The following is a 20,208-nucleotide window of genomic DNA, read 5'->3' on the forward strand; positions in this document are numbered from 1 at the left end:
CTCACTCGACATACCACTCGGGGAGCGGAGCGGGCCGCAGGTCGGTCGGATCGCCGGGACGCGCCAGCGTCAGCACCGCCCGCTGGATTTCCGGGCGGTCGTTGAGCGCGTCCTGCACCTCGTTCAGCCGGGCCGCCACCGCGGATTCGGGTGCGTCGCCCGTCAGGTCGACCGCGGCGACCAGGAAAATCTTGTCCGCGCCCACCCATTCCATGTGCAGGAAACTGACCCGCTCGACCGCGTCGTGCTCCAGCAGGATCCGCAACGCGCGATTGCGGGCCAATGGAGTGACCTTCTCCCCGGTGAGGAAGTCCATGTTGCGCATGATGAGGAAAATCGCGACCGCTCCGAGCAGGATTCCCACCAGGATAGAGCCGAGCGCGTCCCAGCGAGCGTCGCCGGTCAGCTGGTGGGCCAGAATGCTCGACCCGGCGATGAGCAGTCCGATGAGCGCCGAAAGGTCCTCGGCGAACACCGCCCGCAGCACCGGGTTGGACGTGACGCGCACGTACCGCAGGGGCCGGAGCTTGCGGGTCAGCGCGCCGCGCCGGGTCTGGCGCAGCGCCTGGGCGAACGAGGTTCCCTCGAGTACGAAGGAGATTCCCAGCACCGCGTAAGCCCAGGCGTACGAGGACGTTTCCTCCGGCGCGCGCAGCGACTGGATCCCGTGCCAGACCGAGACCGCCGCGCCGACGGTGAAAAGGCCGAACGCGGCGAACATCGACCACACGTACCCGCCCCGGCCGTAGCCGAGCGGATGGGTCTCGTCCGGGCTCTTGCCCGCCTTGCGTTCGCCGACGAGCAGGAACACCTCGTTGCCGGTGTCCGCCCAGGAATGCGCCGCCTCGGCCAGCATCGCCGCCGAACCGGTGACCGCCGCCACCGCGGTTTTCGCCGCCGCGATCAGCACATTGGAACTCAACGCGACGAGAACGGTCGTCAGGCTCTCGCCCGCCTGGCTGGGCCGCGATGCGGTCATGCTCGGTCCTTAGAGCGTGTCTCACTTGGACTATGGGTGAGGTCCGGGCATGATCGTGATCTGTGATGGACGAGTTGTCGCGGCGTCTGGTGCCCGACGAGTTATGGGCGCTGGTGGAACCGTTGATCCCGCCGGGCAAGACGCGGCCGCAGGGCGGCGGGATGTCGCGCGTCGACGATCGGGCGGTGTTCACCGCGATCGTGTTCGTGCTGACCAGCGGATGCGCCTGGCGGCATCTACCGCCCAGCTTCGGGGTCACCGTGCCGACGGCGCATCGCCGATTCGCCGAATGGACCGAGGCCGGACTGTGGCGGCAGGTGCACCAGGCTGTACTGGACGAACTGGGCGCCACAGGCATGATCGACTGGTCCCGCGCGGTCCTGGACGGAGCCTCCGTCAGGGCCAAAAAAGGGGCGGTCTGACCGGACCGAGCCCGGTCGACCGGGGCAAACCCGGTTCCAAGATCCACGCGCTGTCCGACCGCGCCGGCCTGCCCCTGACCGTCGGGATCTCCGCGGCCAACACCCACGACAGCCACGCCCTGCGGCCGTTGGTCAACGCATTGCCGGCGATCCGGTCCCGCCGCGGACCGCGGCGCCGGAAACCGGCCAAGCTGCACGCGGACAAGGCCTACGACATCCCCGCCCTGCGCACCTGGCTCCGCCAGCGCGGGATCGTCCCGCGCATCGCACGCAAGGGCATCGAATCCGCCGAGAAACTCGGCAAACACCGGTGGGTGATCGAAAGGACGATCGCCTGGCTGACCGGCTACCGACGCCTGACCATCCGCTACGACCGCAAACCCAGCCACTACCTCGCCTTCCTCACCCTCGGCGCCGCCATCACCTGCTACAAGAAACTCGCCAAATGAGACACGCTTTTAGTGGGTGACGATTCCGGCGACAAGATTGATCGTGGCGGCCAGGATCACCGTGCCGAACACGTACGACAGCAGCGTGTGCCGCAGCACGACGGCGCGGATCGTCGAACTGGACACGCTGGTGTCGGACACCTGGTAAGTCATGCCGAGGTTGTAGCTGAAGTAGAAGAAATCGCGATACGCGGGCGGATTGCCGGAATTGAAGTCGATCCCGGCGGACGATTCCGCGTAGTACAGGTCCGCGTAACGCGTCGCGTACATGAGATGCAAAGCCGCCCACACGGAAAACACGCCGCCGAGCGCGACGGCCGCGGTCGCGGGTCCGGCCGACTGTCCGGAGACCAGCAACACCACGATGCCGGCCAATCCGCACAGCGCGGCGGTGACCACGATCATTTCTTCAACCGCCGGACGAAGGTCCTCGCGACGCGCGTATCGGCGGGTCCGGTCTGCCGCCATGGGCCACAACGCGAGCCAGCCGGAGACGACGAACACGGCCGCGGCCGCGGCGATCCCGGCCAGTACCCCCAGCGCCGGGCCAGCGGCGAACCCGACTGCGGTCCCGACCGCGACTCCTGCCGCTGCCGTGCTCCAGAGCCGCCGGGCTACGGATTCCAGAAAACTGAACTGCATCGCGCTATGCCGCCGACAACTGAGACGTTCGATCGCTTTTATTGCGTGCGTCGAGCTGTTCCGTTCTGGGGGTCATGACGGATACCGTACCGTTTCGGTTGATCCGGGGACATGCGAAGGTATTGTTGCGCGAGACAAGGAAAATTGTGCGCCGCCACCAGAGCGCGGCTCTCGCTCGCAGGCACCGGCAGTACTACCCGGAGATCGTCGCCGCCGACGAGGCACTGCAGACCCGCCGTTAGCTGGCATCGTGGACTCGGTTTCTCCTCGCTTCCGGATCACTGGGCTTGCTGAGACGCGGCGGCGTGCGCACCGAGGTCGTCGAGAGTGAGCGCATGCCGCGGCGGCTGTTCGAGCACGATCCGGCGGGTGGCGGTCAAATCCGCGCCCACGTGCAGCAGTTCACCGGGCCGGAGGTTCTGCCAGCCAGGGTCTTCGTCCATGCGTTCGCTGGCGACGACGACGGACCGGTGCCGGGCGAGACCGCTGGACCGGGCCCGGATCCGGCCCGCCGCGCTCGCGTGTTCCAGGTGCCGGTCGCCGTGCGGGCCGCCGGCACCGCGCTGGAGGACGTAAAGATCGTGGGTGTCGGGGTAGCGCAGGGCCCAGAGCTCGTCCGCGGTGGTGAGGACGAGGTTGATCGCGAACACCGGCAGGTTCGCCGCGGCCCAGCGCGCGGCGGCGGTGATCCCAGCGCTCACGTCGCCGTGGTGGGCGTCGATTTCCTGGGTGACGAGGGCGAAGAACCGTTCGGAGTCGGTGTCGCCCTGGACGAGGTCACGGTACTCGCCGAGCCGGTCTTCCAGGCGGGGCAGATCGCCGAGGACGCCGTTGTGGGCGAACAGCCGGCCGTGCTGGAGGAAGGGATGGGTGTTGGCCGGGTCGAGGCCGCCGGTCGAGGCGTAGCGGATGTGTGCGAGAAAGGTCGTCGACGCGCATTCCTTGGCCTCGCAAGCGAACTTTTTGTCCGCATACGCGGCCAAGGGCTGTTTCCAGACCTCCGGCGAGCCTGCCGCGTCGAAAACGCCGAGTCCAGTCCCGTCCGGTTCCCGCCTGCTCTGGGCAGCGAGGCTGTCGGGCGCTTCGAGCAGCCAGAACCTGGCGTGCACGCGCCGCGGGGCAGCGGACAGACCAAACAGACGGCACATGCCGACCCCCTTCCCGTCACGGTTCCTGGTTACCCGCGGGAACCGTCCTAAACCTCGCTGGCACAGTGGCCCAGGAACCACGCGCACAGTCAGCGGCGGATGTACCGGGCGGCGAGGACGATGACGGCCAGGAAGCACACGACGCCGACGACAAGGTCAATGTGCAGACCGGCGGACGAACCGGCGGTGCTCAGCACCGCGCCTAGCACAGCGACCCCGACGGCGAGACCCATCTGGCGGAACGTGTTGAGCACCCCCGAGGCCAGCCCGGCGAACTGACCGTCCACTTCGGCCAGCGCGGCTCCGTTGATGCTGGGTGCGAGGATCCCGGCGCCGAGACCGGTGAAGGCGAAGCCGATCGTCAGCGCGGGCCAAGTCGAAGGGGTTGAAGCGGCAAGGCAGGCAAGGGTGCCGAGAGTCGCTACGGCGGAGCCGTTGATGAGCAGCCAGCGCATCCCGCGTGCTTTCCACAGCCGGTTGAGGAAAGAAGTTCCGATAGTCAGCAGGATGGCGAAGGGCAACAGAAAGAAACCAGCCTGCACCGGCGAGTATCCCCACGCCTCTTCGACGAAAATAGCGACAATGAACTGCAGTCCGAAGGTGCCGAACTGAAATGCGAAGCCGGACACTACTGCGGCCGTGAACGCGGGCCGGCGAAACATGCCGAACGGCAGCATCGGAGACGCGACTTTGTTCTCGACGTAGGCGAACAAGGCGAGCATGAGAAGACCGGCTGCGCCGAGTGCGAGAGTGACCGGGTCTCCCCAGCCCAAGGCACCGCCTTCGATCAGCGCGGCAACGACGAGGCCGAGGCCCGCGATCGCGCACACCTGGCCGAGCAAGTCATACGAGGCCGCGTCGCGGCGCTCGGTTTCCTTGGCGTATCGGAACGAAAGCCACAACGCGAGGAGGCCGACTGGCAGGTTGACCAGGAAGATCGCGCGCCACCCGAGCGATTGGGTGAGCCATCCGCCGCCGATCGGCCCGAGCACGAGGGCGATGCCGCCGGTCGCACCCCACGCGGTGATCGCCTTGGCGCGTTCGGCCAGGTCGGGATAGCTGCGGGCGATGATCGCCAGCGTAGTCGGCAGCACCCCGGCCGCGCTGATTCCCTGCAGCGCCCGGCACACGATCAACATCCCGACATTCACGCTGAGGGCGCAGGCGAGCGACATCAGCACGAATCCAGTCAACGCCACCATGAATACGCGACGCGAACCGGCACGGTCGGCGAGCACGCCCGAGGACAGCAACAGGCAGGCCAAAGGGATCGTATAGATGTTCACGAGCCACTGAAGGGTGGCCAGCGATCCGTGGATGTCGTGCTGAATGGACGGCAGCGCGATGTTCAGGGCGCTGCCGTCCAGCAACACCATGAAGTAGCCCAGGCACGCCGAAAACAGTGCGAACGCGGCCCCTCGCGCGTGCTTCGGCGCTGCGGCGGCTTGCGCCTGCTCGACCGTTCCCATTGCTGATCCCTCCCCCGACCGCCCGTACCTCTAAGTACAATGTACTTAGAGGTACACTGTATCCGCAAGTGCAAAGTGGTAGTGTGCTGGCGTGGATGCGAAGACCGGCCCGGGCGTTGACGCTGCGAAAGGCAAGCGGCGGAACAAGGGGGAGCTGCTGGTTCAAAGCATGCAAGAGCTGCTCTGGGAGCGCGGCTACGCCGGCGCCACCCCGGCCGAGGTGCAACGCCGCGCGGGTGCCGGGCAGGGCAGTATGTACCACTTTTTCCGGGGCAAGGCCGAGCTCGCGCGTGCGGCCGAACTCGGAATGGGCGAGGACCTCAAGCGCGAGGTGGAGCAACGCTTCGCCGGACGGCAGGGCTTGCTCGAGAGGATCGAGGCGTACCTGGCTCCGGACGGCGTCGTGACGCGGGGGTGCCGACTGGGCAGGCTGGTCCAGGAGGAAGAGGTCGCGAGAAGCCCGGAACTCATGGCCCCGATCGCCGAAACGTACGGCTGGATTCAGGGGCGGCTGGAAGAGGTGCTAGCCGAAGGCGTCGAACGGGGCGAGCTGCGCCCGGACGTCGACGTCCAAGCGCTCGCGGTGACTATTCTGGCCATTCGCCAGGGCGCGTACGCATTGGCCCGCCTGGCCGACAGCGACGAGCCGTTTCGGCAATCGGTCAAGGCTGTTTCTCAGCTCCTGGAAACGGCTCGCCCTGCAGTCTGAAATTCGCCGAGTGTGCCTGAAGGGCCCCGGAGCCGCCTTCTCGACCTCGCGGTCAACCATCTCCGGTATCCGTCGTTCCGTTTGGTCGCGCGCATCGGGTTGCGGCGTGCGGAGATCGGGTCTCGATCTCGAACCAGATCACGCAGCCGGTCTGGGAGACCGGAGAGCTAGCCGAGGATGGACTCGGTGAACGCGGTAGCGATCGATCAGAACACGGCGTTTGTGCTGACATTCAGCCGCACGTGCCGCGGACCGCGCACGCCGCGGGTAGCGGTGGAAAGAGCACGATCTCGCCTTCGCCCAATGGGACGGCTCGCCACTGCACCCGGCGCACGTCACGGACGTCTTCTACGACCTGTCCCGACAGCCCGGGCTGCCGCCGATCCGACTGCACGACCTGCGCCGCGACTCCCGCGCTCGCGGCCGGTGTCGAGATGAAGGTCGTGCAACGCATACGGGTCTGCCCAGACTTCGATTGACACCGGGGCTGACTGTTTCTCAGGCCGCTGACGTGGCCGTGTAGATGGTCTCAAACTCGACTGGGGTGAGCTTGCCCAGGGTGCGTTGGCGGCGTTTGCGGTGGTATTTCGTCTCGATCCAGGACACGATCGCCAACCGGAGTTCCTCGCGGGTGCGCCACCGCCGGGTATCGAGAACATTCTTCTGCAGCAACGAAAAGAACGACTCCATCGCAGCGTTGTCACCACACGCCCCGACCCGCCCCATCGACCCGGTCAGCCCATGGCCGTGCAGCAGACGCCGATAGGCTCCCGACCGGAATTGAGCGCCGCGGATGCTCTCCTGTTTGTCAACCGTGGGGTGGCTGGCTCCTTCGCCTGTGATGGTGTGCCGGTGCTCGGCGCGGTCAAGGTCGTTCATCCGGTGGGGTGCTCCATCGTGACCGCGCCTGCGCTCCGGCGGTTGCGGCGGCGACGGAGGAGCCGGCAGAGTTTGGGGTCAGGTGGCCGTGTGGCGGCGGTAGGGGCGGCGGGCGATCCGTTGTTGGCCGGGGTTGAGGAGGTAGTAGACCTCGCGGGCGAGATAGCGCTTCAGACAACGGATGATCTCGAGCTTCGAGTGGCCTTCGGCGGTCTTGCGCGCGAGGTAGGCCTGGGTTCTCGGGTCCAGGCGGATGCGGCTGACGACAGCCAGGTGCAGGGCGCGGTTGGCTTGCCTGTCCCCGCCGCGGTTGAGCCGGTGGCGCTGGGTCGTCCCGGATGACGCGGGCAGCGGCGCGACGCCGCAGAGCATCGCGAACCCTGCCTCCGACGTCATCCTGTCGGGGTTGTCGCCAGCGGTGACGAGCAGCTGTCCGGCGATCTCGACGCCGATGCCAAGCCGCGCGAGCAGCTGCGGCGCGAGTGCCTCGACCAGCGGGTTGATCAGGTCGTCGAGGTCGGCGATCTCGTCGGTCAGTTCGAGGTAGCGACGTGCCATCGACTTGAGCGCGACCCGGTAGGCGCCGATCGGGTCGGCGGCGTTCGACACGTCCGGACGCCAGGCGGCGACCACCCGGATCAGCTGCATGCGGGTGAGGTTGCGGATCTGGTCACGCACCTCGTCCGGTGCTGAGACGATCGTCATTCGCAGCAGTTGCAAGGCGTTTCGCCGCTCGCGGACCGCTTGGGCTCGTGCCGTCCGCAGGACCCGCAGCGCCTCGACGGCCCCGTCCTTGGACTTCGGGATCGCGGTCCGCCGGTTGTGCAGCACCGCCCGGGCGGCGCTGATCGCGTCCAGGTCGTCGTCCTTGCCCCTGCGGCGGCGATCGGAGCGGTCCGGCCGGTCGACCTCGAGAACGGTCGCACCGGCCTTCGCCAGGTGCCGGGTCAGCCCGGCGCCGTAGGAGCCGGTCCCTTCGACGCCGATGCGGGCCAGCCGGCCGTGTTCGCCGATCCAGGCCGTCAGAGCCCGATAGCCAGCGCGGGTGGTGGAGAAACTGTGCGTGCCCAGTACTGTCCCGCCGTCGTCGACGACCGCCGCCACGTGCAGCTCCTTGTGCGTGTCCACGCCGGCGTACACGGTCTTCCCGGATGCTGCCGACTCCCGGGTCTGGCCCGTTCGCGCAGCATGCGCAATGCTGGTCATGTCGTCCTCTCCGATCCGCTCGATGGGCAGGGCGGCGCCGCGCATCGACCGAACCGGCGGACAAGACAGTGATGAGCGCCTGGTGGCGCAGGCTCTCCTTAGGTCACCCCGACGGCGAGGCGTAGCGCCTCGCCGGGCGCTCCCAGAGCAACCGACAGATCCGAGGAAAGACAACACTTCGTCGATCGGAGTGAGGGTCAGGAAGCTCTCGGAGCGCCCGGCACCAGCATCCTCCCGCGTCCGTCCCTCTCGCGGGCCGGGAAACCCGGGGCAACACCGGCAGAAACAGTCTCACTGTCGGAGTGGACGACGACATCGTGCGGGTCGCGCAGCGCGATCGCGTTCCGCAGCGCGCTGACGGCGAGTGAGGCCCGCATGTGCGAGGCGATGGAGTATCCGACGATCTTGTTGGAGTAGCAATCCTTGACCGCACACAAGTACAGCTTGCCCTCACCGGTGGAGTGCTCGGTGATATCGGTCAGCCACTTGGTATTCGGTGCATCAGCGGTGAAATCCCGGCGGACCAGGTCGTCGTGCACCGGCGGCCCCGCCTTACGGGAACGGCCTTTCGTCTTGGCATGCAGGGAGAAGATCTGCTGCATGGAGCAGATCCGCCACACCCGGTTCTCCGAGGCGGTGAAACCCCGGCGAGCGAGCTCGTCGGCGATGAACCGGTACCCGTCGGCCGGGTCGTCGGCATGAATCTCGAGGGCGGCGTTGATCAGCTGCGCGTCGTCCCAGTCCCGCTGCGAGAACGGGGCTGCGCACCATTGGTAGTAGGCCTGCCGGGAGATACCCAGCACCCTGCACGTCACCGCGACCGGCACCCTGATCGGGGCGCCGGCCGCGGCCAGTTCACGGACGAGCGGGAAGGCTATTTTCCCGGCAGGTGGCCCTGCGCCAGGTAAGCCGCAGCCTTGCGCAGGACCTCGTTCTCCTGCTCTAGCAGCCGGTTGCGCTTGCGCAACTCCCGCAGCTCAGCGGACTCGTCGCGGGTCACACCGGGCCGGGCGCCGTCTTCGACGTCGGCGGCGCGCAGCCAGTTGGCCAGGCACGATTCGGAGATCCCGAAGTCCTTGGCGACCTGCTTCAACGGGGCCTCGCCGCGGCGGGCCACCGCGATCACGTCGTCGCGGAACTCACGGGGGTAGGGCTTGGGCACGGTGACATCCTTCCAGGCGAGGCCGGAGCCTCACAGGTGAGGTGTCAACCAGACCCTGGGCAGACCCCATCCACTACAACTACCATCGACCACACACCGCCGCCGGAAACCAGCCACCAGTCACCCGGCTCCACACCGGCGTCACCAACGTCATGACCTCATACACCTAACTGCCGTTGCAGTACTAGGGCGATACGACGAGCCGGGTCGGACGGGTGCCGGTGGCGATGGCCGCGACGCCGCGGGGGCTGTCGGCGATGGACGCCAGGCATGATATCCGCGACACTAGCCGGTCGCGCTGCGGGTTGGGCTGCACACGCTGGAATGCGACGACCTTAGCCCCGCCGTTGGCGTACTCGCCGAACTCGACGACGAACGCCTCACCGTAGCCGTGGAAGACGATGACGACGAGCTCGCCACCGCGGCCGATGCGCATGTGCTCGGCCGGGCAGCGCCGCTGTATCCCGAGCTGCTCGACAGCCCGGCCTTCGAGGAACCCGGATCGCCGTTGTCCGACACCCGCGGTCACCGAGGGCGCTACACAACGTCGCCCACGACGCCGTGCTTACCGTGGGTGTCCCGCGGCAATCGTCGCGGGACACGGCTTGGGCTACTTCGCCTGGCGGTGCCGGGGCCGCCGTCCTGGTCGCTCGTGAGCTCGGATCCGGTCGTAGTAGTCGTAGTAACGGAGCGCGTCGCACCTGCGACACGCCGGTTGTGGAATCCCTGCCGGGTGTTTGGTCTCGCGCGGTCCACCCGTACGGACTGCTGTGCGGGTTCCTGATGTCGGTGTCGGCGTATCCGATGCGACACTGGGACGCGCCGGTCCCGATGATCGATGTCGTGCTGTTCGTCCCTTACTACATCGGACAGGATTCCTGGCTGCACGACGTGGTGGTGTCGCGTCAGCAGTGACGACCGGCGCGGTGACTGCGCTGACCGGCCACGTCGTCGTGTTCGGAGCGACAGTGCTCTACACCCTCATCAACGGTACGTGGCCTGGGGCGCTGACCTGGTTGGGAATAGGGGTGTCCTTGGCGCTGGCCACGCTGTTGCTCGGCGCAGTGGCAGGCGTGGCGGGCGGCATGCTCGCCAAGTTCATCGAGTCGATCCGGTCTTGAACCGCCCAGCTGCACGGCTCCACGGTGCTGAATGGCATCGGTGCTCTACAACGCGCGCCGGCGACAGGGCACGCCTGGCGAAGCTGATCCCGGCAACCTCTGCTCAGCATCGCAACTCCATCCGACACGAGAAAGTCCGGGCGGACGAGCTGATCGCGGCGTTACCTGCCAGCGGTCGAGGACGCGCATGTGCCCCGGTTTCCCGCCACGCGCACCCAGCAGGCCGCACCGAAATCTCGGCAGCGCGGATCCCCTCACTCTGACCGATCTTTCCGAAAATCGCATTTTGCCGCTAAAGACCGCCTTTGTGTCAGATTTTCGAAGTGTGCAGTCATGACGGTGTTTGCTCACCGGTTTGGCGGTACGATCATCCTGGCCTCGTGGTTAGCTTCGCTATTGGGAGGGGACGTCGATGCATTCCATACCGCTCAACGTGATCTCAGTATCCAGTGTCCGCGATCGGCCACGACTGGCCATCATCAGCGACTCCGGACCGGATCTCCAGGCCGCGGAGTGGACCATCGGCGCTCGAACCGATGACGATCTGAGCCTGGAAGTCATCGTCAATCACAGCCGCCAGAACATCGCATCCATCGAGGGCATCAGCCTCTCCGAAGACGATCACCACGTCTACTTGACGGTATGGGTTCGCCGACTGCCGCCGCGTCGGGCACGGACCCTTCATTCCCTGACCGGCAAACACATGGTTGACCTTTCCGGCCCGCTCGCCGGCCGAACCGTGGTGAATCCGCCAACGGATCCGTAACCACCACAAGGCGTAGCCGGAGCAGCGTGAAGCCAACCGGCCCGCGAAATCAAATCACCGATAAGACAATTGAAGATCGAACAGGAGTGCACGCATGAGACGGGTCTATCCCGTGATCGGTGTTTCCGGCGTTGTTGATCAGTAGGTCTCGGCTCCCGGCCAGCGGTCACCGAACGTGATGGCAAACGCGTTGATCACTGGCTTCCAACGCATCGTCCATCGAGCGCGGCCTGTCCCGGTCGGGTCCAGGCTGCGGGTCACAAGGTACAGGCACTTCATCGCGGCCTGCTCGGTCGGGAAATGTCCACGTGCACGGATCGCCCGCCGATAACGGGCGTTCAGCGACTCGATCGCGTTCGTGGAGCAGATCATCGTCCGGATCTCGACGTCATAGTCAAGGAACGGCGTGAACTCATCCCATGCGTTGCGCCACAGACGAATCACCGCTGCGTGCTTTGCGCCCCATTTCTCTTCGAATTCGTCGAGAGCGGCCGCCGCGGCGCCCGGGCCCGGTGCGGTGTAGATCGGTTTGATGTCGCGTTTCACCGCGTCCCAGTCCCGGCGGGACACGAGCCGGAAGGTGTTGCGGATCAAGTGGACGATGCAGGTCTGCACGACGGTTTGCGGCCACACGTTCGCCACGACCTCGGGCAGACCTTTGAGGCCGTCGCAGACGAGGAAGAACACGTCCCGGATGCCGCGGTTTTTCAGGTCGATGAGCACGCTCATCCAGAACTTCGCACCCTCGCCGCCGGTGCCCATCCACAGCCCCAGGACGTCCTTGTGGCCGTCGATGGTGACGCCGATGGCGGCGTAGACGGGCCGGTTGGCGACCTGCCCGTCGCGGACCTTGACGTGGATAGCGTCGATGAACACAGCCACGTACACCGCATCCAGTGGACGGCTGGCCCAGTCGTTCATGTCGGCGACGACCTTGTCGGTGATCCGCGAGATCGTTTCCTTGCTGACCGAGGACCCGTAGATCTCGGCGAAATGCGCCGAGATATCCCCGGTCGTCATTCCTTTCGCATAAAGCGACAGCATGATCTCGTCCACCTCGGTCAGTCGACGCTGTCGCTTGCGCACGATCTGCGGTTCGAACGTGCTCTCCCGGTCCCGTGGCACGTTGATACCGACCTCGCCCGCGGCGTCCGAGACCACCGTTTTCGACCGGGTACCGTTGCGCACGTTCCTCGACTCACGGTCCGGGTCGGCCTGGTTCTTCTCGTGGCCGAGATGCTCGGTCATTTCCTCGTTCAACGCGGTTTCCAGCACGTTCTTGGTGAACAGCTTCAGCAGCCCGTCCGGTCCGGTCAGCGCCAGCCCGCGGGCCTTCGCCTCCGCCACCATCGCCGCCGCGGCGGCCTGCTCCGGCGACAGCTCCCGCGCCGGCTTGGACTCACTCTTGCGTGGACTCACAAGGTCCGATGTCATCACTCACCGTGCCCATCTCGCCGGACCTCAGCCCGGCGTGTCGGGCCGGAAACACCGATCTTGGAACAGTCCCCAATCGAAGTCTGGGCAGACCCGAGGCGCGATTGCGCCTGCCGTTGACGGATGATCGCAGACCGCTGCGCGGGGGAGGTCAGACCTGCGCTTCCGGCGGAAGGCGTGCGTCGGGGAGGCGAGTTCAGGCCTGCGACTGCTCCCGGATGGAGTGCCATGCCGACTTGATGTGGCTGCACATCACCGACTGGGCCCAGTCGGCGTCGCGGGCGCGCAGCGCGGCGATCAGTTCGTGGTGGTGGGCGAGGCTGCGGCGCAGTGCTTCCGGTCGGTAGTGGGCGAACGTCCGCCAGACGATCGGCAGCTGCACGACCGACGCGAGCACCGCGGCGAGGCGGTTGTTGCCCGACCCCTCCAGGATCGCGCGGTGGAAGCGGTTGTTGAGATCGGTGAGCTCGTCGAGGTCGGTCGGCTGGCCGTTCGCGACCAACGCGTCCATCGCGCACGCCAGCTCCTCGAGCCGGTCGACGTCGACCGTCGCACGTTCGGCGGCGAGGCTGCAGCCCCACGGTTCGAGCACCATGCGCAGGCTGAAGATCTCGTCGAGGTCGGCGATGTCCCAGCGCTTGACCTGCACGCCGCGATGGCGTTCGTAGATCAGCAACCCCTCGGCGGTGAGCCGGCGCAGGGCTTCCCGTACCGGGGTGCGGCTGACCCCGATCGAGTCGGCGAGCTCGCCTTCGCGCAGCCACTCCCCGCCTGCCCGCCTGCCGGAGAGGATCTCGTCGCGGATCAGCCGGTAGGCGTGATCGGCCGCGTGCCGGCCGTCCTGCTCGTACGCCGTGTCGCTCATCGAGGACGACCCTAAAGGACGACCAGAATTGTATGCAACTTTCACTGAGCCGTTGACACACTGCCGCCGTGAGCTCTACTTTTTTCCTGGTCGAGCGGCGACGCAGATCACGTGTCGCGAAAAGTTGCATACAACGAGGAGTGCTGGATGCCTGAAGAGATGCCCTTGGCCGGTCTGCGGGTGGTGGAGCTCGGGCAGTTGCTCGCCGGGCCGTTCTGCGGGCAGCTCCTCGGCGACTTCGGCGCCCAGGTGATCAAGGTCGAGGACCCGCGCACCGGTGACCCGATGCGCCAGTGGGGGCGGGAACGGCCCTACGGCCGGTCGCTCTGGTGGCCGGTCGTGGCACGCAACAAGCAGTCGGTCACCGCCGACCTGCGGACCGAGGAAGGACAGCGGCTCGTCGCCCGGCTCATCGTCGAGGCCGACGTGCTCATCGAGAACTTCCGCCCCGGCACGCTCGAGCGGTGGGGGCTGAGCCCGGAGGTGCTCTGGGAGCGGAACCCTCGCCTGATCATCACCCGCGTGAGCGGCTACGGCCAGACGGGACCGTACGCCAAGCGCGCGGGGTACGGCTCCATCGGCGAAGCCATGGGCGGCATCCGGTACATCACCGGTGACCCGGACCGCGCCCCGTCCCGCACGGGCATTTCCCTCGGCGACGCGCTCGCCGCGACGTTCGCCTGCATCGGCACGCTGGTGGCGCTGCACAACCGGGGACGCACCGGCAAGGGCCAGGTCGTCGACTCCGCCATCTACGAGGCGGTGCTCGCGATGATGGAGTCCCTAATCCCCGAGTACCAGGTGGCGGGCTACCAGCGGCAGCGCACCGGCGCGACGCTGCCGAACGTCGCGCCGAGCAACGTCTACCCGACCGCCGACGAGGAGATGATCCTGCTCGCGGCCAACCAGGACACGGTGTTCCGGCGGCTGGCCGATGCCATGGGGCGGCCCGAGCTGGCCACCGACGAGCGCTACGCCACGCACGGCGCCCGCGGCAAGTCCATGGAAGAGCTCGACGGCCTCATCGCCGAGTGGACCTCCACCATGAAGGCGGACGACCTGCTGGAGCTGATGAACGACAAGGGTGTGCCGGCCGGGCGCATCTACCGCGCCAAGGACATGCTCACCGACCCGCACTTCGCCGCGCGGGAGGCGATCGTCCGCCTGGTCCACCCCGAGATCGGCGAGTTCGCCATGCACAACGTGGTGCCGAAGCTCTCGGACACGCCGGGGAAGGTCCGCCACGTCGGGCCCGAGCTCGGCGAGCACAACGAAGTCATCTACCGCGATCTGCTCGGCCTCGCCGACGACGAGCTGGTGTCGTTGCGCTCGGCCGGTGTCATCTGAGGAGACCACCAATGACCTACCGGCTCGGCGTGGACGTGGGCGGCACGTTCACCGACATCCTTCTCATCGACGAGGACTCCGGTCAGACCTACCGGGCCAAGACGTCCTCCACCCCGCGGGACCAGTCGATCGGCGTGCTGCGCGGCATCGAGCGCGTGTGCGCGGTGGCCGGCGCGGACCCGGCGGAGATCGCTTCCGTCTACCACGGCACCACGGTCGCGACGAACGCGATCCTGGAGGGCAAGGGCGCCAAGGTCGGCCTCGTGACCACCCACGGTTTCCGCCAGGTGCTCCAGATCGCCCGCTCCTTCGTGCCCGGCGGCCTCGCCGGCTGGATCATCTGGCCCAAGCCGGAACCCTTGGCGGCACTGGAGAACACCGTCGAGGTCCGGGGCCGCATCGCCGCCGACGGCTCGGTGGTCGACGAGCTGGCCGAGGACGACGTGCGGGCCCAGCTGGCGAAGCTGCGGTCCGCGGGCATCGAGGCGCTGAGCGTCAGCCTGATCAACTCCTACGCCAACGCCGCGCACGAGCGCCGCGTCGGCGAGATCGCGGCGGAGGAACTGCCCGGCGTGCCGGTCTCGCTGTCCTCCTCGGTGCTGCCGGAACTGCGCGAGTACGAGCGCACCATCACCACGGTCGCCAACGCCGCCGTGCAGCCGCAGGTGAAGCTGTACACGGCCAACCTCGCGGACAAGCTCGAAGAGAACGGCATCACCGGCCAGCTCAGCATCCTGCGCAGCGACGGCGGCCTGGTCTCCGCCGGCGCCGCGGCCGACAACCCGGTGAGCCTGCTGCTGTCCGGCCCCGCCGGTGGTGTCACCGGCGCGACCTGGGTGGCGGAGCAGGCGGGCTTCGCCGACTTCCTCACCTTCGACATGGGCGGCACGTCCACCGACGTGGCGCTGGTGCAGAACCTGACGCCGCGGATCGGCCGGGAGACCACCGTCGGCGACCTGAAGGTGCGCGCCACCTCGGTCGACGTGCGCACGGTCGGCGCCGGTGGCGGTTCCATCGGCCACGTCCCGCCGCTCACCCAGGCGCTGCGGGTCGGCCCGCAGTCCGCGGGCGCGTCGCCGGGACCGGCCGCCTACGGCGCCGGGGGCACCGAGCCCACGGTGACCGACGCCAACGTCGTGCTCGGCTACCTGCCGGCGGAGCTGGCGGGCGGCGAGATCACCCTCGACCGCGAGGCGGCCCGGTCGGCGGTCAAGTCCATCGCGGACGCCACCGGTCTCGGGTCGGTGGAGGCGGCCGCCGCCGGGATCATCGACATCGTCAACGAGAACATGTTCGGGGCCCTGCGCCTGGTCTCGGTGCAGCAGGGGTTCGACCCGCGCGACTTCGCGCTGGTCGCGTTCGGCGGCGCCGGACCGCTGCACGCCAACGCGCTCGGCAAGCTCACCGGTGCCTGGCCGGTGATCATCCCGCCGTCGCCCGGGGTGCTGTGCGCCTACGGCGACGCGACCACGAACCTGCGCGACGAAGCCGTCCGCACGCTCGTGCGCCGGTTCGGCGAGTTCACCGACGAGAGCCTGCGCGAGCTGCTCACCGAGCTGGCCGACAAGGCGCGCGGCACGCTCGTCGGCCAGGACGTGCCCGAGTCCGACATCCGCGTCGTCTACTCGGCCGATTTGCGTTACCACGGCCAGGGTTTCGAGATCCCGGTCGAGGTCGACATCACCCGGTTCACCGGCGGCGGGGCCGGCCTGGACAGCCTGCGCGGCGCGTTCGACGCCGAACACCAGCGGCTGTTCTCCTTCGTGCTCGACAACGAGCACGAGGTCGTGACGATCCGCGCCACCGCGCACGGGCCGCGCCCGCAGGTCGCCTCCCCGAAGCTGGCGGACGGCGGCACCGACGCCGCGCCCGCGTTGCGCGACCGCACGGCGATCTGGGTCGAGGGCGCAGAGGTCGAAGCCGGCGTCTACGAGCGGGCGAAGCTGCTCGCGGGCAACGTGGTGACCGGTCCGGCGATCGTCACCGAAATGGACTCCACCACGCTGGTGCTGCCCCGCCACGCGGCCACCGTGCACGCCAGCGGCAGCCTGCTCATCCGCCCGGTCGCCGAGACCGCCGAGCACACCACGGAGAACTGACATGGCACGGCTTGTCGAAACCGCGACCGGATCGCTGCGGCGGGTGGACGTCGACGTGGTCACCCTCGACCTCGTCGAGAACGGGCTGCGCAACGCCCGCTACGAGATGGACGAGGTGCTGTTCCGCACGGCGCTCTCGCCGGGCATCCGCGAGCAGCACGACGAGTTCCCGCTGATCGCCAACCGCGACGGCAAGATGGTCGTCGGCCAGTTCGGACTGTCCATTCCGGACTTCCTCGACAACTTCGCCGGCGACATCGAGGAGGGCGACGTCCTGTTGACGTCCGACCCCTACTCGTGCGGTGCCGCGATCAGCCACGCCAACGACTGGCTCGTGGTGATCCCGATCTTCTTCGAGGGGCACATCGTCGGCTGGTCGGCGATGTTCGGCCACATGTCCGACGTCGGCGGCAAGACCCCGGCGTCCATGCCGACCGACGCCCGCACGATCTTCGAGGAGGGGGTGGTCATCCCGCCCTTCAAGCTCTACCGCAAGGGCGAGCTGGCCGAGGACGCGCTGCGCATCATCCTCAACCAGGTGCGCAAGCCCGACTGGAACCGCGCCGACCTCAACGGCATCGTCGCGGCGTGCCGCACGGCCGCGCGCCGTGTGCAGGAGATGTGCGCCCGGTTTGGCGTCGACACCTACGACTCGGCGCTCGAGCAGCTGCTCGACCGCAACTACCGGGCGATGAAGGTGCTGCTGCAGGCCGTCTTCAAGGACGGCGAGACAATATCCTTCACCGACTACATCTGCGACGACGGCCTCGGCTACGGCCCGTACGAGCTGAAGCTCAGCCTGACCCGGCACGGGGAGAAGGTCACCCTCGACTTCAGCGGCAGCAGCCCGCAGGCGCAGGGGCCGATCAACTACTTCATCAACGAGAACCTCATGCGGATGTTCTTCGGCATCTACATGATCACCGTCGCCGACCCGCAGATCCTCTGGAACGACGGCTTCTACCCGCTGGTGGACGTCATCATCCCCGAAGACTCGTTCTGGAAGCCGAAGTACCCGGCCGCGCTCAACGCCCGCAACCACGGCATCGGCCGCGTGTTCGACCTCTTCGGCGGGCTGCTCGGCCAGACGAACCCCGACCTGCTCAACGCCGCGGGGTTCTCGTCGTCGCCGCACTTCATGTACTCGGGCACCTACAGCGACGGCGACCGCAAGGGCGAGTGGTTCCAGCTCTACTCCATCGGGTTCGGCGGCATCCCCGGCCGGCCCCTCGGCGACGGGCCGGACGGACACTCGCTGTGGCCGTCGTTCGTGAACATCCCGTGCGAATACCTGGAGTCGTACTACCCGCTGCGCATCGAGCGCTGGGAGACCGTCGCCGACACCGGCGGGTCCGGGCTGCATCGCGGCGGCAACGCGGTCGACGTGGCCTACCGGTTCCTCGAGCCGGGCACGATCGCGATCCACGACGACCGCTGGCTCACCTACCCATGGGGCGTCAACGGCGGCGAGCCCGGCGCCCGCAGCCGCAAGTGGATCGAGCGCGCCGACGGCAGCACCGAGGTGCTCGGCAGCAAGGTGCACGACGTGCCCGTGCACCGCGGCGACCTCCTGCACTTCGTCACGTGGGGCGGCGGCGGGTGGGGCGACCCGCTGGCCCGCGACCCGGAGCTGGTCGGCCTGGAGGTCCGCCGCGGCCTCGTGACCGCCCCGGGCGCGCGCCGCTACGGCGTCGTCTGCGACGGCGATGGCCGGGTGGACGCCGCCGCGACCGAGGCGCTGCGGGCGGAGCTGCGCGGCACCCGTCCGGAGCCGCTCCCGACGTTCGACCGCGGTCCCGAGCTGGCGACGATCCTGGAGCGGGCCCTGGCCGAAACCGGCCTGCCCGCCCCGCTGCGGCCCGTCGTCTCGTGAGCGACATGTCCACTTCGGACCCGTTCGACGGGACGCTGGCCGGCGGAAGCCGTCCAGCACTGGTCCTGATCGACCTGATGCGGGCTTACTTCACCGAGGGCAGCCCGCTGCTGCTGCCGTCGCGCGACTGTCTCGGCTCGGCGGCCCGGGTCCTGGCGGCCGCGCGGCGGCACGGGATCCCGGTCGTACACACGCGGGTGGCCTACGGCGCGGACGGCGTGGATGGTGGCCTGTTCCTCCGCAAGGTCCCGGCGCTGCGGATGCTGCAGGGCGGGGGCGGCCCGCTCGGTGAGTTCATGCCGGAGGTCGCGCCGGCGGAGGGTGAGCAGGTGGTGGTGAAGCAGTACCCCAGCGCCTTCTTCGGGACTCCGCTGGCGTCCTCGTTGCGGGCCCGTGGCGTCGACACCGTGGTGATCGGCGGGGTCAGCACGAGCGGTTGTGTCCGGGCGAGCGCGCTCGACGCGCTCCAGCACGGGTTCGTCCCGCTGGTGGTGCGGGAGGCGGTCGGTGACCGCACGCCCGAGACCCAGGAAGCGAACCTGTTCGACATCCAGGCGAAGTGCGGCGAGGTCGTCGGCGAGGCGACCGCGCTGGCTTACCTGGCGGAGGAACGATGAACATCGAGATCGTCGAAATGTCCCCGCGGGACGGCCTGCAGAACGAGAAGGCCGTCCTGAGCACCGAGGACAAGGTGGAGCTGGTCGGACGAGCCGTGCGGGCGGGAGCCAAGCGCATCGAAGTGACCAGCTTCGTCAACCCGGCGCGGGTCCCGCAGCTGGCGGACGCCGACGCGCTGATGGCCGCCCTGCCCCGCCACGACGGCGTCCGCTACGCGGGCCTGGTGATCAACGAACGCGGCCTCGACCGGGCGCTCGAGGGCAAGGTGGACGAGGTCGACGTCGTGGTCGTGGCCACGGACACCTTCTGCGGCCGCAACCAGGGCATGACCACGGAACAGGCGTGCGAGACGGCCGCGAGGCTGGTCGCGGCGGCCCGGCAGGCGGGCAAGTTCACGACGGTCACGATCGGCGCGTCGTTCGGGTGCCCGTTCGAGGGTGAGGTCTCCCTGGACCGGCTCGGTGAGGTGCTCCGGCGGGTGCACGCCACCGGCGCGGACGAGATCGCGCTGGCGGACACGATCGGCGTCGCGGTCCCGACCGACGTCACCGAGCGGCTGACATTGGCCCGGGACATCGTCGGCGGCGACACCCCGCTGCGGCTGCACCTGCACGACACCCGCAACACGGCGGTCGCCAACGCGGTCGCGGCTGTCCACAGTGGAGTCGCGGTGCTGGACGCGAGCATCGGGGGAGCGGGCGGCTGCCCGTTCGCGCCGGCCGCGACCGGCAACGTGGCCACGGAGGATCTGGCGTACCTGTTCGCCCGGATGGGCCACGCGACAGGGATCGACCTGGCCGAGACGATCTCGGCGGCGGTGTGGCTCGAGGAGCGGCTGGGCAAGAAACTGCCCAGCGCACTGGCCCGCGCGGGCGCCTTCCCCGCCTGAGCCCCGCGCCGGCCCGGGCCGATCGATCCACGGCGGCATGGGGTACATGCGCGAGTCCGAAGTGGACCGCCACTACCGCGATGCCCGCATCCTCGGCATCGGCGGCGGGGCCAGTGAGGTGCCGGAACCGT

At 68.2% G+C, this 20,208-nt stretch carries 18 protein-coding genes and 4 pseudogenes; 12 read left to right on the plus strand and 10 right to left on the minus strand.

All coding sequences use genetic code 11. The features are described from left to right. Nucleotide 1: 1 nt before the first annotated feature. A complete protein-coding gene (locus ATK30_RS30345) occupies nucleotides 2-979 on the minus strand; it encodes a cation diffusion facilitator family transporter (protein ID WP_037360305.1) in 978 nt (325 codons plus the stop codon). 65 nt (nucleotides 980-1,044) lie between these two features. Here ATK30_RS30345 and ATK30_RS30350 point away from each other — a divergent pair. After that, a protein-coding gene (locus ATK30_RS30350; protein WP_244194550.1) for an IS5 family transposase occupies nucleotides 1,045-1,850 on the plus strand; the annotation gives its coding sequence in 2 pieces (ribosomal slippage) (nucleotides 1,045-1,390 and nucleotides 1,390-1,850; 807 coding nt in all). A 9-nt stretch (nucleotides 1,851-1,859) separates the two neighbouring features. On the opposite strand, the gene ATK30_RS30355 is transcribed toward ATK30_RS30350, so the two are convergent. The 3 genes from ATK30_RS30355 to ATK30_RS30365 form a co-directional block, all read right to left on the minus strand. Next, nucleotides 1,860-2,492 (minus strand): DUF1345 domain-containing protein, encoded by a 633-nt coding sequence (locus tag ATK30_RS30355; RefSeq protein ID WP_101438401.1) that lies wholly within the window; start codon nucleotides 2,490-2,492, stop codon nucleotides 1,860-1,862. Between the two features lie 278 nt (nucleotides 2,493-2,770). Then, nucleotides 2,771-3,640, minus strand: coding sequence for a class II glutamine amidotransferase (locus tag ATK30_RS30360; protein WP_101438402.1), 870 nt, complete (start codon nucleotides 3,638-3,640; stop codon nucleotides 2,771-2,773). 89 nt (nucleotides 3,641-3,729) lie between these two features. Continuing rightward, nucleotides 3,730-5,109 (minus strand): MFS transporter, encoded by a 1,380-nt coding sequence (locus ATK30_RS30365; protein ID WP_101438403.1) that lies wholly within the window; start codon nucleotides 5,107-5,109, stop codon nucleotides 3,730-3,732. A 91-nt stretch (nucleotides 5,110-5,200) separates the two neighbouring features. On the opposite strand from ATK30_RS30365, the gene ATK30_RS30370 reads away from it, so the two are divergent. After that, complete coding sequence (locus ATK30_RS30370; protein WP_244194778.1) at nucleotides 5,201-5,818, plus strand: TetR/AcrR family transcriptional regulator; 618 nt, start codon at nucleotides 5,201-5,203, stop codon at nucleotides 5,816-5,818. Nucleotides 5,819-6,316: 498 nt separating this feature from the next. Here ATK30_RS30370 and ATK30_RS30375 read toward each other — a convergent pair. The 3 genes and pseudogenes from ATK30_RS30375 to ATK30_RS46435 form a co-directional block, all read right to left on the minus strand. Continuing rightward, nucleotides 6,317-6,616 (minus strand): annotated as a pseudogene (locus ATK30_RS30375) (IS3 family transposase); the annotation flags it as partial. A gap of 159 nt (nucleotides 6,617-6,775) precedes the next feature. Then, nucleotides 6,776-7,903 (minus strand): IS110 family RNA-guided transposase, encoded by a 1,128-nt coding sequence (locus ATK30_RS30380; RefSeq protein WP_244194597.1) that lies wholly within the window; start codon nucleotides 7,901-7,903, stop codon nucleotides 6,776-6,778. Between the two features lie 296 nt (nucleotides 7,904-8,199). Then, nucleotides 8,200-9,065, minus strand: a pseudogene (locus ATK30_RS46435) (IS3 family transposase); the annotation flags it as partial. A gap of 68 nt (nucleotides 9,066-9,133) precedes the next feature. On the opposite strand from ATK30_RS46435, the pseudogene ATK30_RS30395 reads away from it, so the two are divergent. After that, a pseudogene (locus ATK30_RS30395) lies at nucleotides 9,134-9,235 on the plus strand (IS481 family transposase); the annotation flags it as partial. Nucleotides 9,236-9,249: 14 nt separating this feature from the next. On the opposite strand, the gene ATK30_RS30400 reads toward ATK30_RS30395, so the two are convergent. After that, the gene (locus ATK30_RS30400) at nucleotides 9,250-9,594 is read right to left on the minus strand and encodes a hypothetical protein (RefSeq protein WP_143271448.1); all 345 of its coding nucleotides are present in this window, start codon (nucleotides 9,592-9,594) and stop codon (nucleotides 9,250-9,252) included. A 188-nt stretch (nucleotides 9,595-9,782) separates the two neighbouring features. On the opposite strand from ATK30_RS30400, the gene ATK30_RS30405 reads away from it, so the two are divergent. From ATK30_RS30405 to ATK30_RS30415, 3 genes are all read left to right on the plus strand, one after another. Continuing rightward, the gene (locus ATK30_RS30405; RefSeq protein ID WP_101438405.1) at nucleotides 9,783-9,980 is read left to right on the plus strand and encodes a hypothetical protein; all 198 of its coding nucleotides are present in this window, start codon (nucleotides 9,783-9,785) and stop codon (nucleotides 9,978-9,980) included. 11 nt (nucleotides 9,981-9,991) lie between these two features. Beyond that, the gene (locus tag ATK30_RS30410) at nucleotides 9,992-10,186 is read left to right on the plus strand and encodes a hypothetical protein (protein ID WP_143271449.1); all 195 of its coding nucleotides are present in this window, start codon (nucleotides 9,992-9,994) and stop codon (nucleotides 10,184-10,186) included. Nucleotides 10,187-10,598: 412 nt separating this feature from the next. Beyond that, complete coding sequence (locus tag ATK30_RS30415; protein WP_101438407.1) at nucleotides 10,599-10,952, plus strand: hypothetical protein; 354 nt, start codon at nucleotides 10,599-10,601, stop codon at nucleotides 10,950-10,952. 138 nt (nucleotides 10,953-11,090) lie between these two features. On the opposite strand, the gene ATK30_RS30420 is transcribed toward ATK30_RS30415, so the two are convergent. Further along, nucleotides 11,091-12,386 (minus strand): IS256 family transposase, encoded by a 1,296-nt coding sequence (locus tag ATK30_RS30420; protein WP_101438408.1) that lies wholly within the window; start codon nucleotides 12,384-12,386, stop codon nucleotides 11,091-11,093. Nucleotides 12,387-12,582: 196 nt separating this feature from the next. Beyond that, entirely contained in the window at nucleotides 12,583-13,251 is a 669-nt protein-coding gene (locus ATK30_RS30425; protein WP_101438409.1) for a GntR family transcriptional regulator, read from the minus strand. A gap of 147 nt (nucleotides 13,252-13,398) precedes the next feature. Between ATK30_RS30425 and ATK30_RS30430 the strand changes: the two genes are divergently transcribed. The 6 genes and pseudogenes from ATK30_RS30430 to ATK30_RS46950 form a co-directional block, all read left to right on the plus strand. Then, nucleotides 13,399-14,598: a CaiB/BaiF CoA transferase family protein gene (locus ATK30_RS30430; RefSeq protein ID WP_101438410.1), complete on the plus strand. Its 1,200-nt coding sequence runs from the start codon at nucleotides 13,399-13,401 to the stop codon at nucleotides 14,596-14,598. 11 nt (nucleotides 14,599-14,609) lie between these two features. Then, nucleotides 14,610-16,697 carry a hydantoinase/oxoprolinase family protein gene (locus ATK30_RS30435; protein ID WP_101438411.1) on the plus strand — a complete coding sequence of 696 codons (2,088 nt, stop codon included), beginning with the start codon at nucleotides 14,610-14,612 and terminating at the stop codon, nucleotides 16,695-16,697. 1 nt (nucleotide 16,698) lies between these two features. Then, nucleotides 16,699-18,570: a hydantoinase B/oxoprolinase family protein gene (locus ATK30_RS30440; protein WP_101438412.1), complete on the plus strand. Its 1,872-nt coding sequence runs from the start codon at nucleotides 16,699-16,701 to the stop codon at nucleotides 18,568-18,570. Between the two features lie 5 nt (nucleotides 18,571-18,575). Continuing rightward, nucleotides 18,576-19,187, plus strand: coding sequence for an isochorismatase family protein (locus ATK30_RS30445; RefSeq protein WP_101441154.1), 612 nt, complete (start codon nucleotides 18,576-18,578; stop codon nucleotides 19,185-19,187). After that, nucleotides 19,184-20,077: a hydroxymethylglutaryl-CoA lyase gene (locus ATK30_RS30450; RefSeq protein ID WP_101438413.1), complete on the plus strand. Its 894-nt coding sequence runs from the start codon at nucleotides 19,184-19,186 to the stop codon at nucleotides 20,075-20,077. The genes ATK30_RS30445 and ATK30_RS30450 overlap by 4 nt, the downstream gene beginning before the upstream one ends. Before the next feature lie 25 nt (nucleotides 20,078-20,102). Then, nucleotides 20,103-20,198 (plus strand): annotated as a pseudogene (locus tag ATK30_RS46950) (acyl-CoA dehydrogenase family protein); the annotation flags it as partial. Nucleotides 20,199-20,208 lie beyond the last annotated feature (10 nt).

It is taken from the genome of Amycolatopsis echigonensis (assembly GCF_002846615.1).
Classification (GTDB): Bacteria; Actinomycetota; Actinomycetes; order Mycobacteriales; family Pseudonocardiaceae; genus Amycolatopsis; species Amycolatopsis echigonensis.

What these genes read in the sequence shown, in the direction of transcription:
- ATK30_RS30445 (WP_101441154.1), top strand. Translation starts at nt 18,576, where the DNA reads ATGTCCACTTCGGACCCGTTCGACGGGACGCTGGCCGGCGGAAGCCGT.
- ATK30_RS30425 (WP_101438409.1), bottom strand. Translation starts at nt 13,251, where the DNA reads ATGAGCGACACGGCGTACGAGCAGGACGGCCGGCACGCGGCCGATCAC.
- ATK30_RS30355 (WP_101438401.1), bottom strand. Translation starts at nt 2,492, where the DNA reads ATGCAGTTCAGTTTTCTGGAATCCGTAGCCCGGCGGCTCTGGAGCACG.
- ATK30_RS30430 (WP_101438410.1), top strand. Translation starts at nt 13,399, where the DNA reads ATGCCTGAAGAGATGCCCTTGGCCGGTCTGCGGGTGGTGGAGCTCGGG.
- ATK30_RS30435 (WP_101438411.1), top strand. Translation starts at nt 14,610, where the DNA reads ATGACCTACCGGCTCGGCGTGGACGTGGGCGGCACGTTCACCGACATC.
- ATK30_RS30380 (WP_244194597.1), bottom strand. Translation starts at nt 7,903, where the DNA reads ATGACCAGCATTGCGCATGCTGCGCGAACGGGCCAGACCCGGGAGTCG.
- ATK30_RS30415 (WP_101438407.1), top strand. Translation starts at nt 10,599, where the DNA reads ATGCATTCCATACCGCTCAACGTGATCTCAGTATCCAGTGTCCGCGAT.
- ATK30_RS30365 (WP_101438403.1), bottom strand. Translation starts at nt 5,109, where the DNA reads ATGGGAACGGTCGAGCAGGCGCAAGCCGCCGCAGCGCCGAAGCACGCG.
- ATK30_RS30345 (WP_037360305.1), bottom strand. Translation starts at nt 979, where the DNA reads ATGACCGCATCGCGGCCCAGCCAGGCGGGCGAGAGCCTGACGACCGTT.
- ATK30_RS30420 (WP_101438408.1), bottom strand. Translation starts at nt 12,386, where the DNA reads ATGACATCGGACCTTGTGAGTCCACGCAAGAGTGAGTCCAAGCCGGCG.
- ATK30_RS30360 (WP_101438402.1), bottom strand. Translation starts at nt 3,640, where the DNA reads ATGTGCCGTCTGTTTGGTCTGTCCGCTGCCCCGCGGCGCGTGCACGCC.
- ATK30_RS30450 (WP_101438413.1), top strand. Translation starts at nt 19,184, where the DNA reads ATGAACATCGAGATCGTCGAAATGTCCCCGCGGGACGGCCTGCAGAAC.
- ATK30_RS30440 (WP_101438412.1), top strand. Translation starts at nt 16,699, where the DNA reads ATGGCACGGCTTGTCGAAACCGCGACCGGATCGCTGCGGCGGGTGGAC.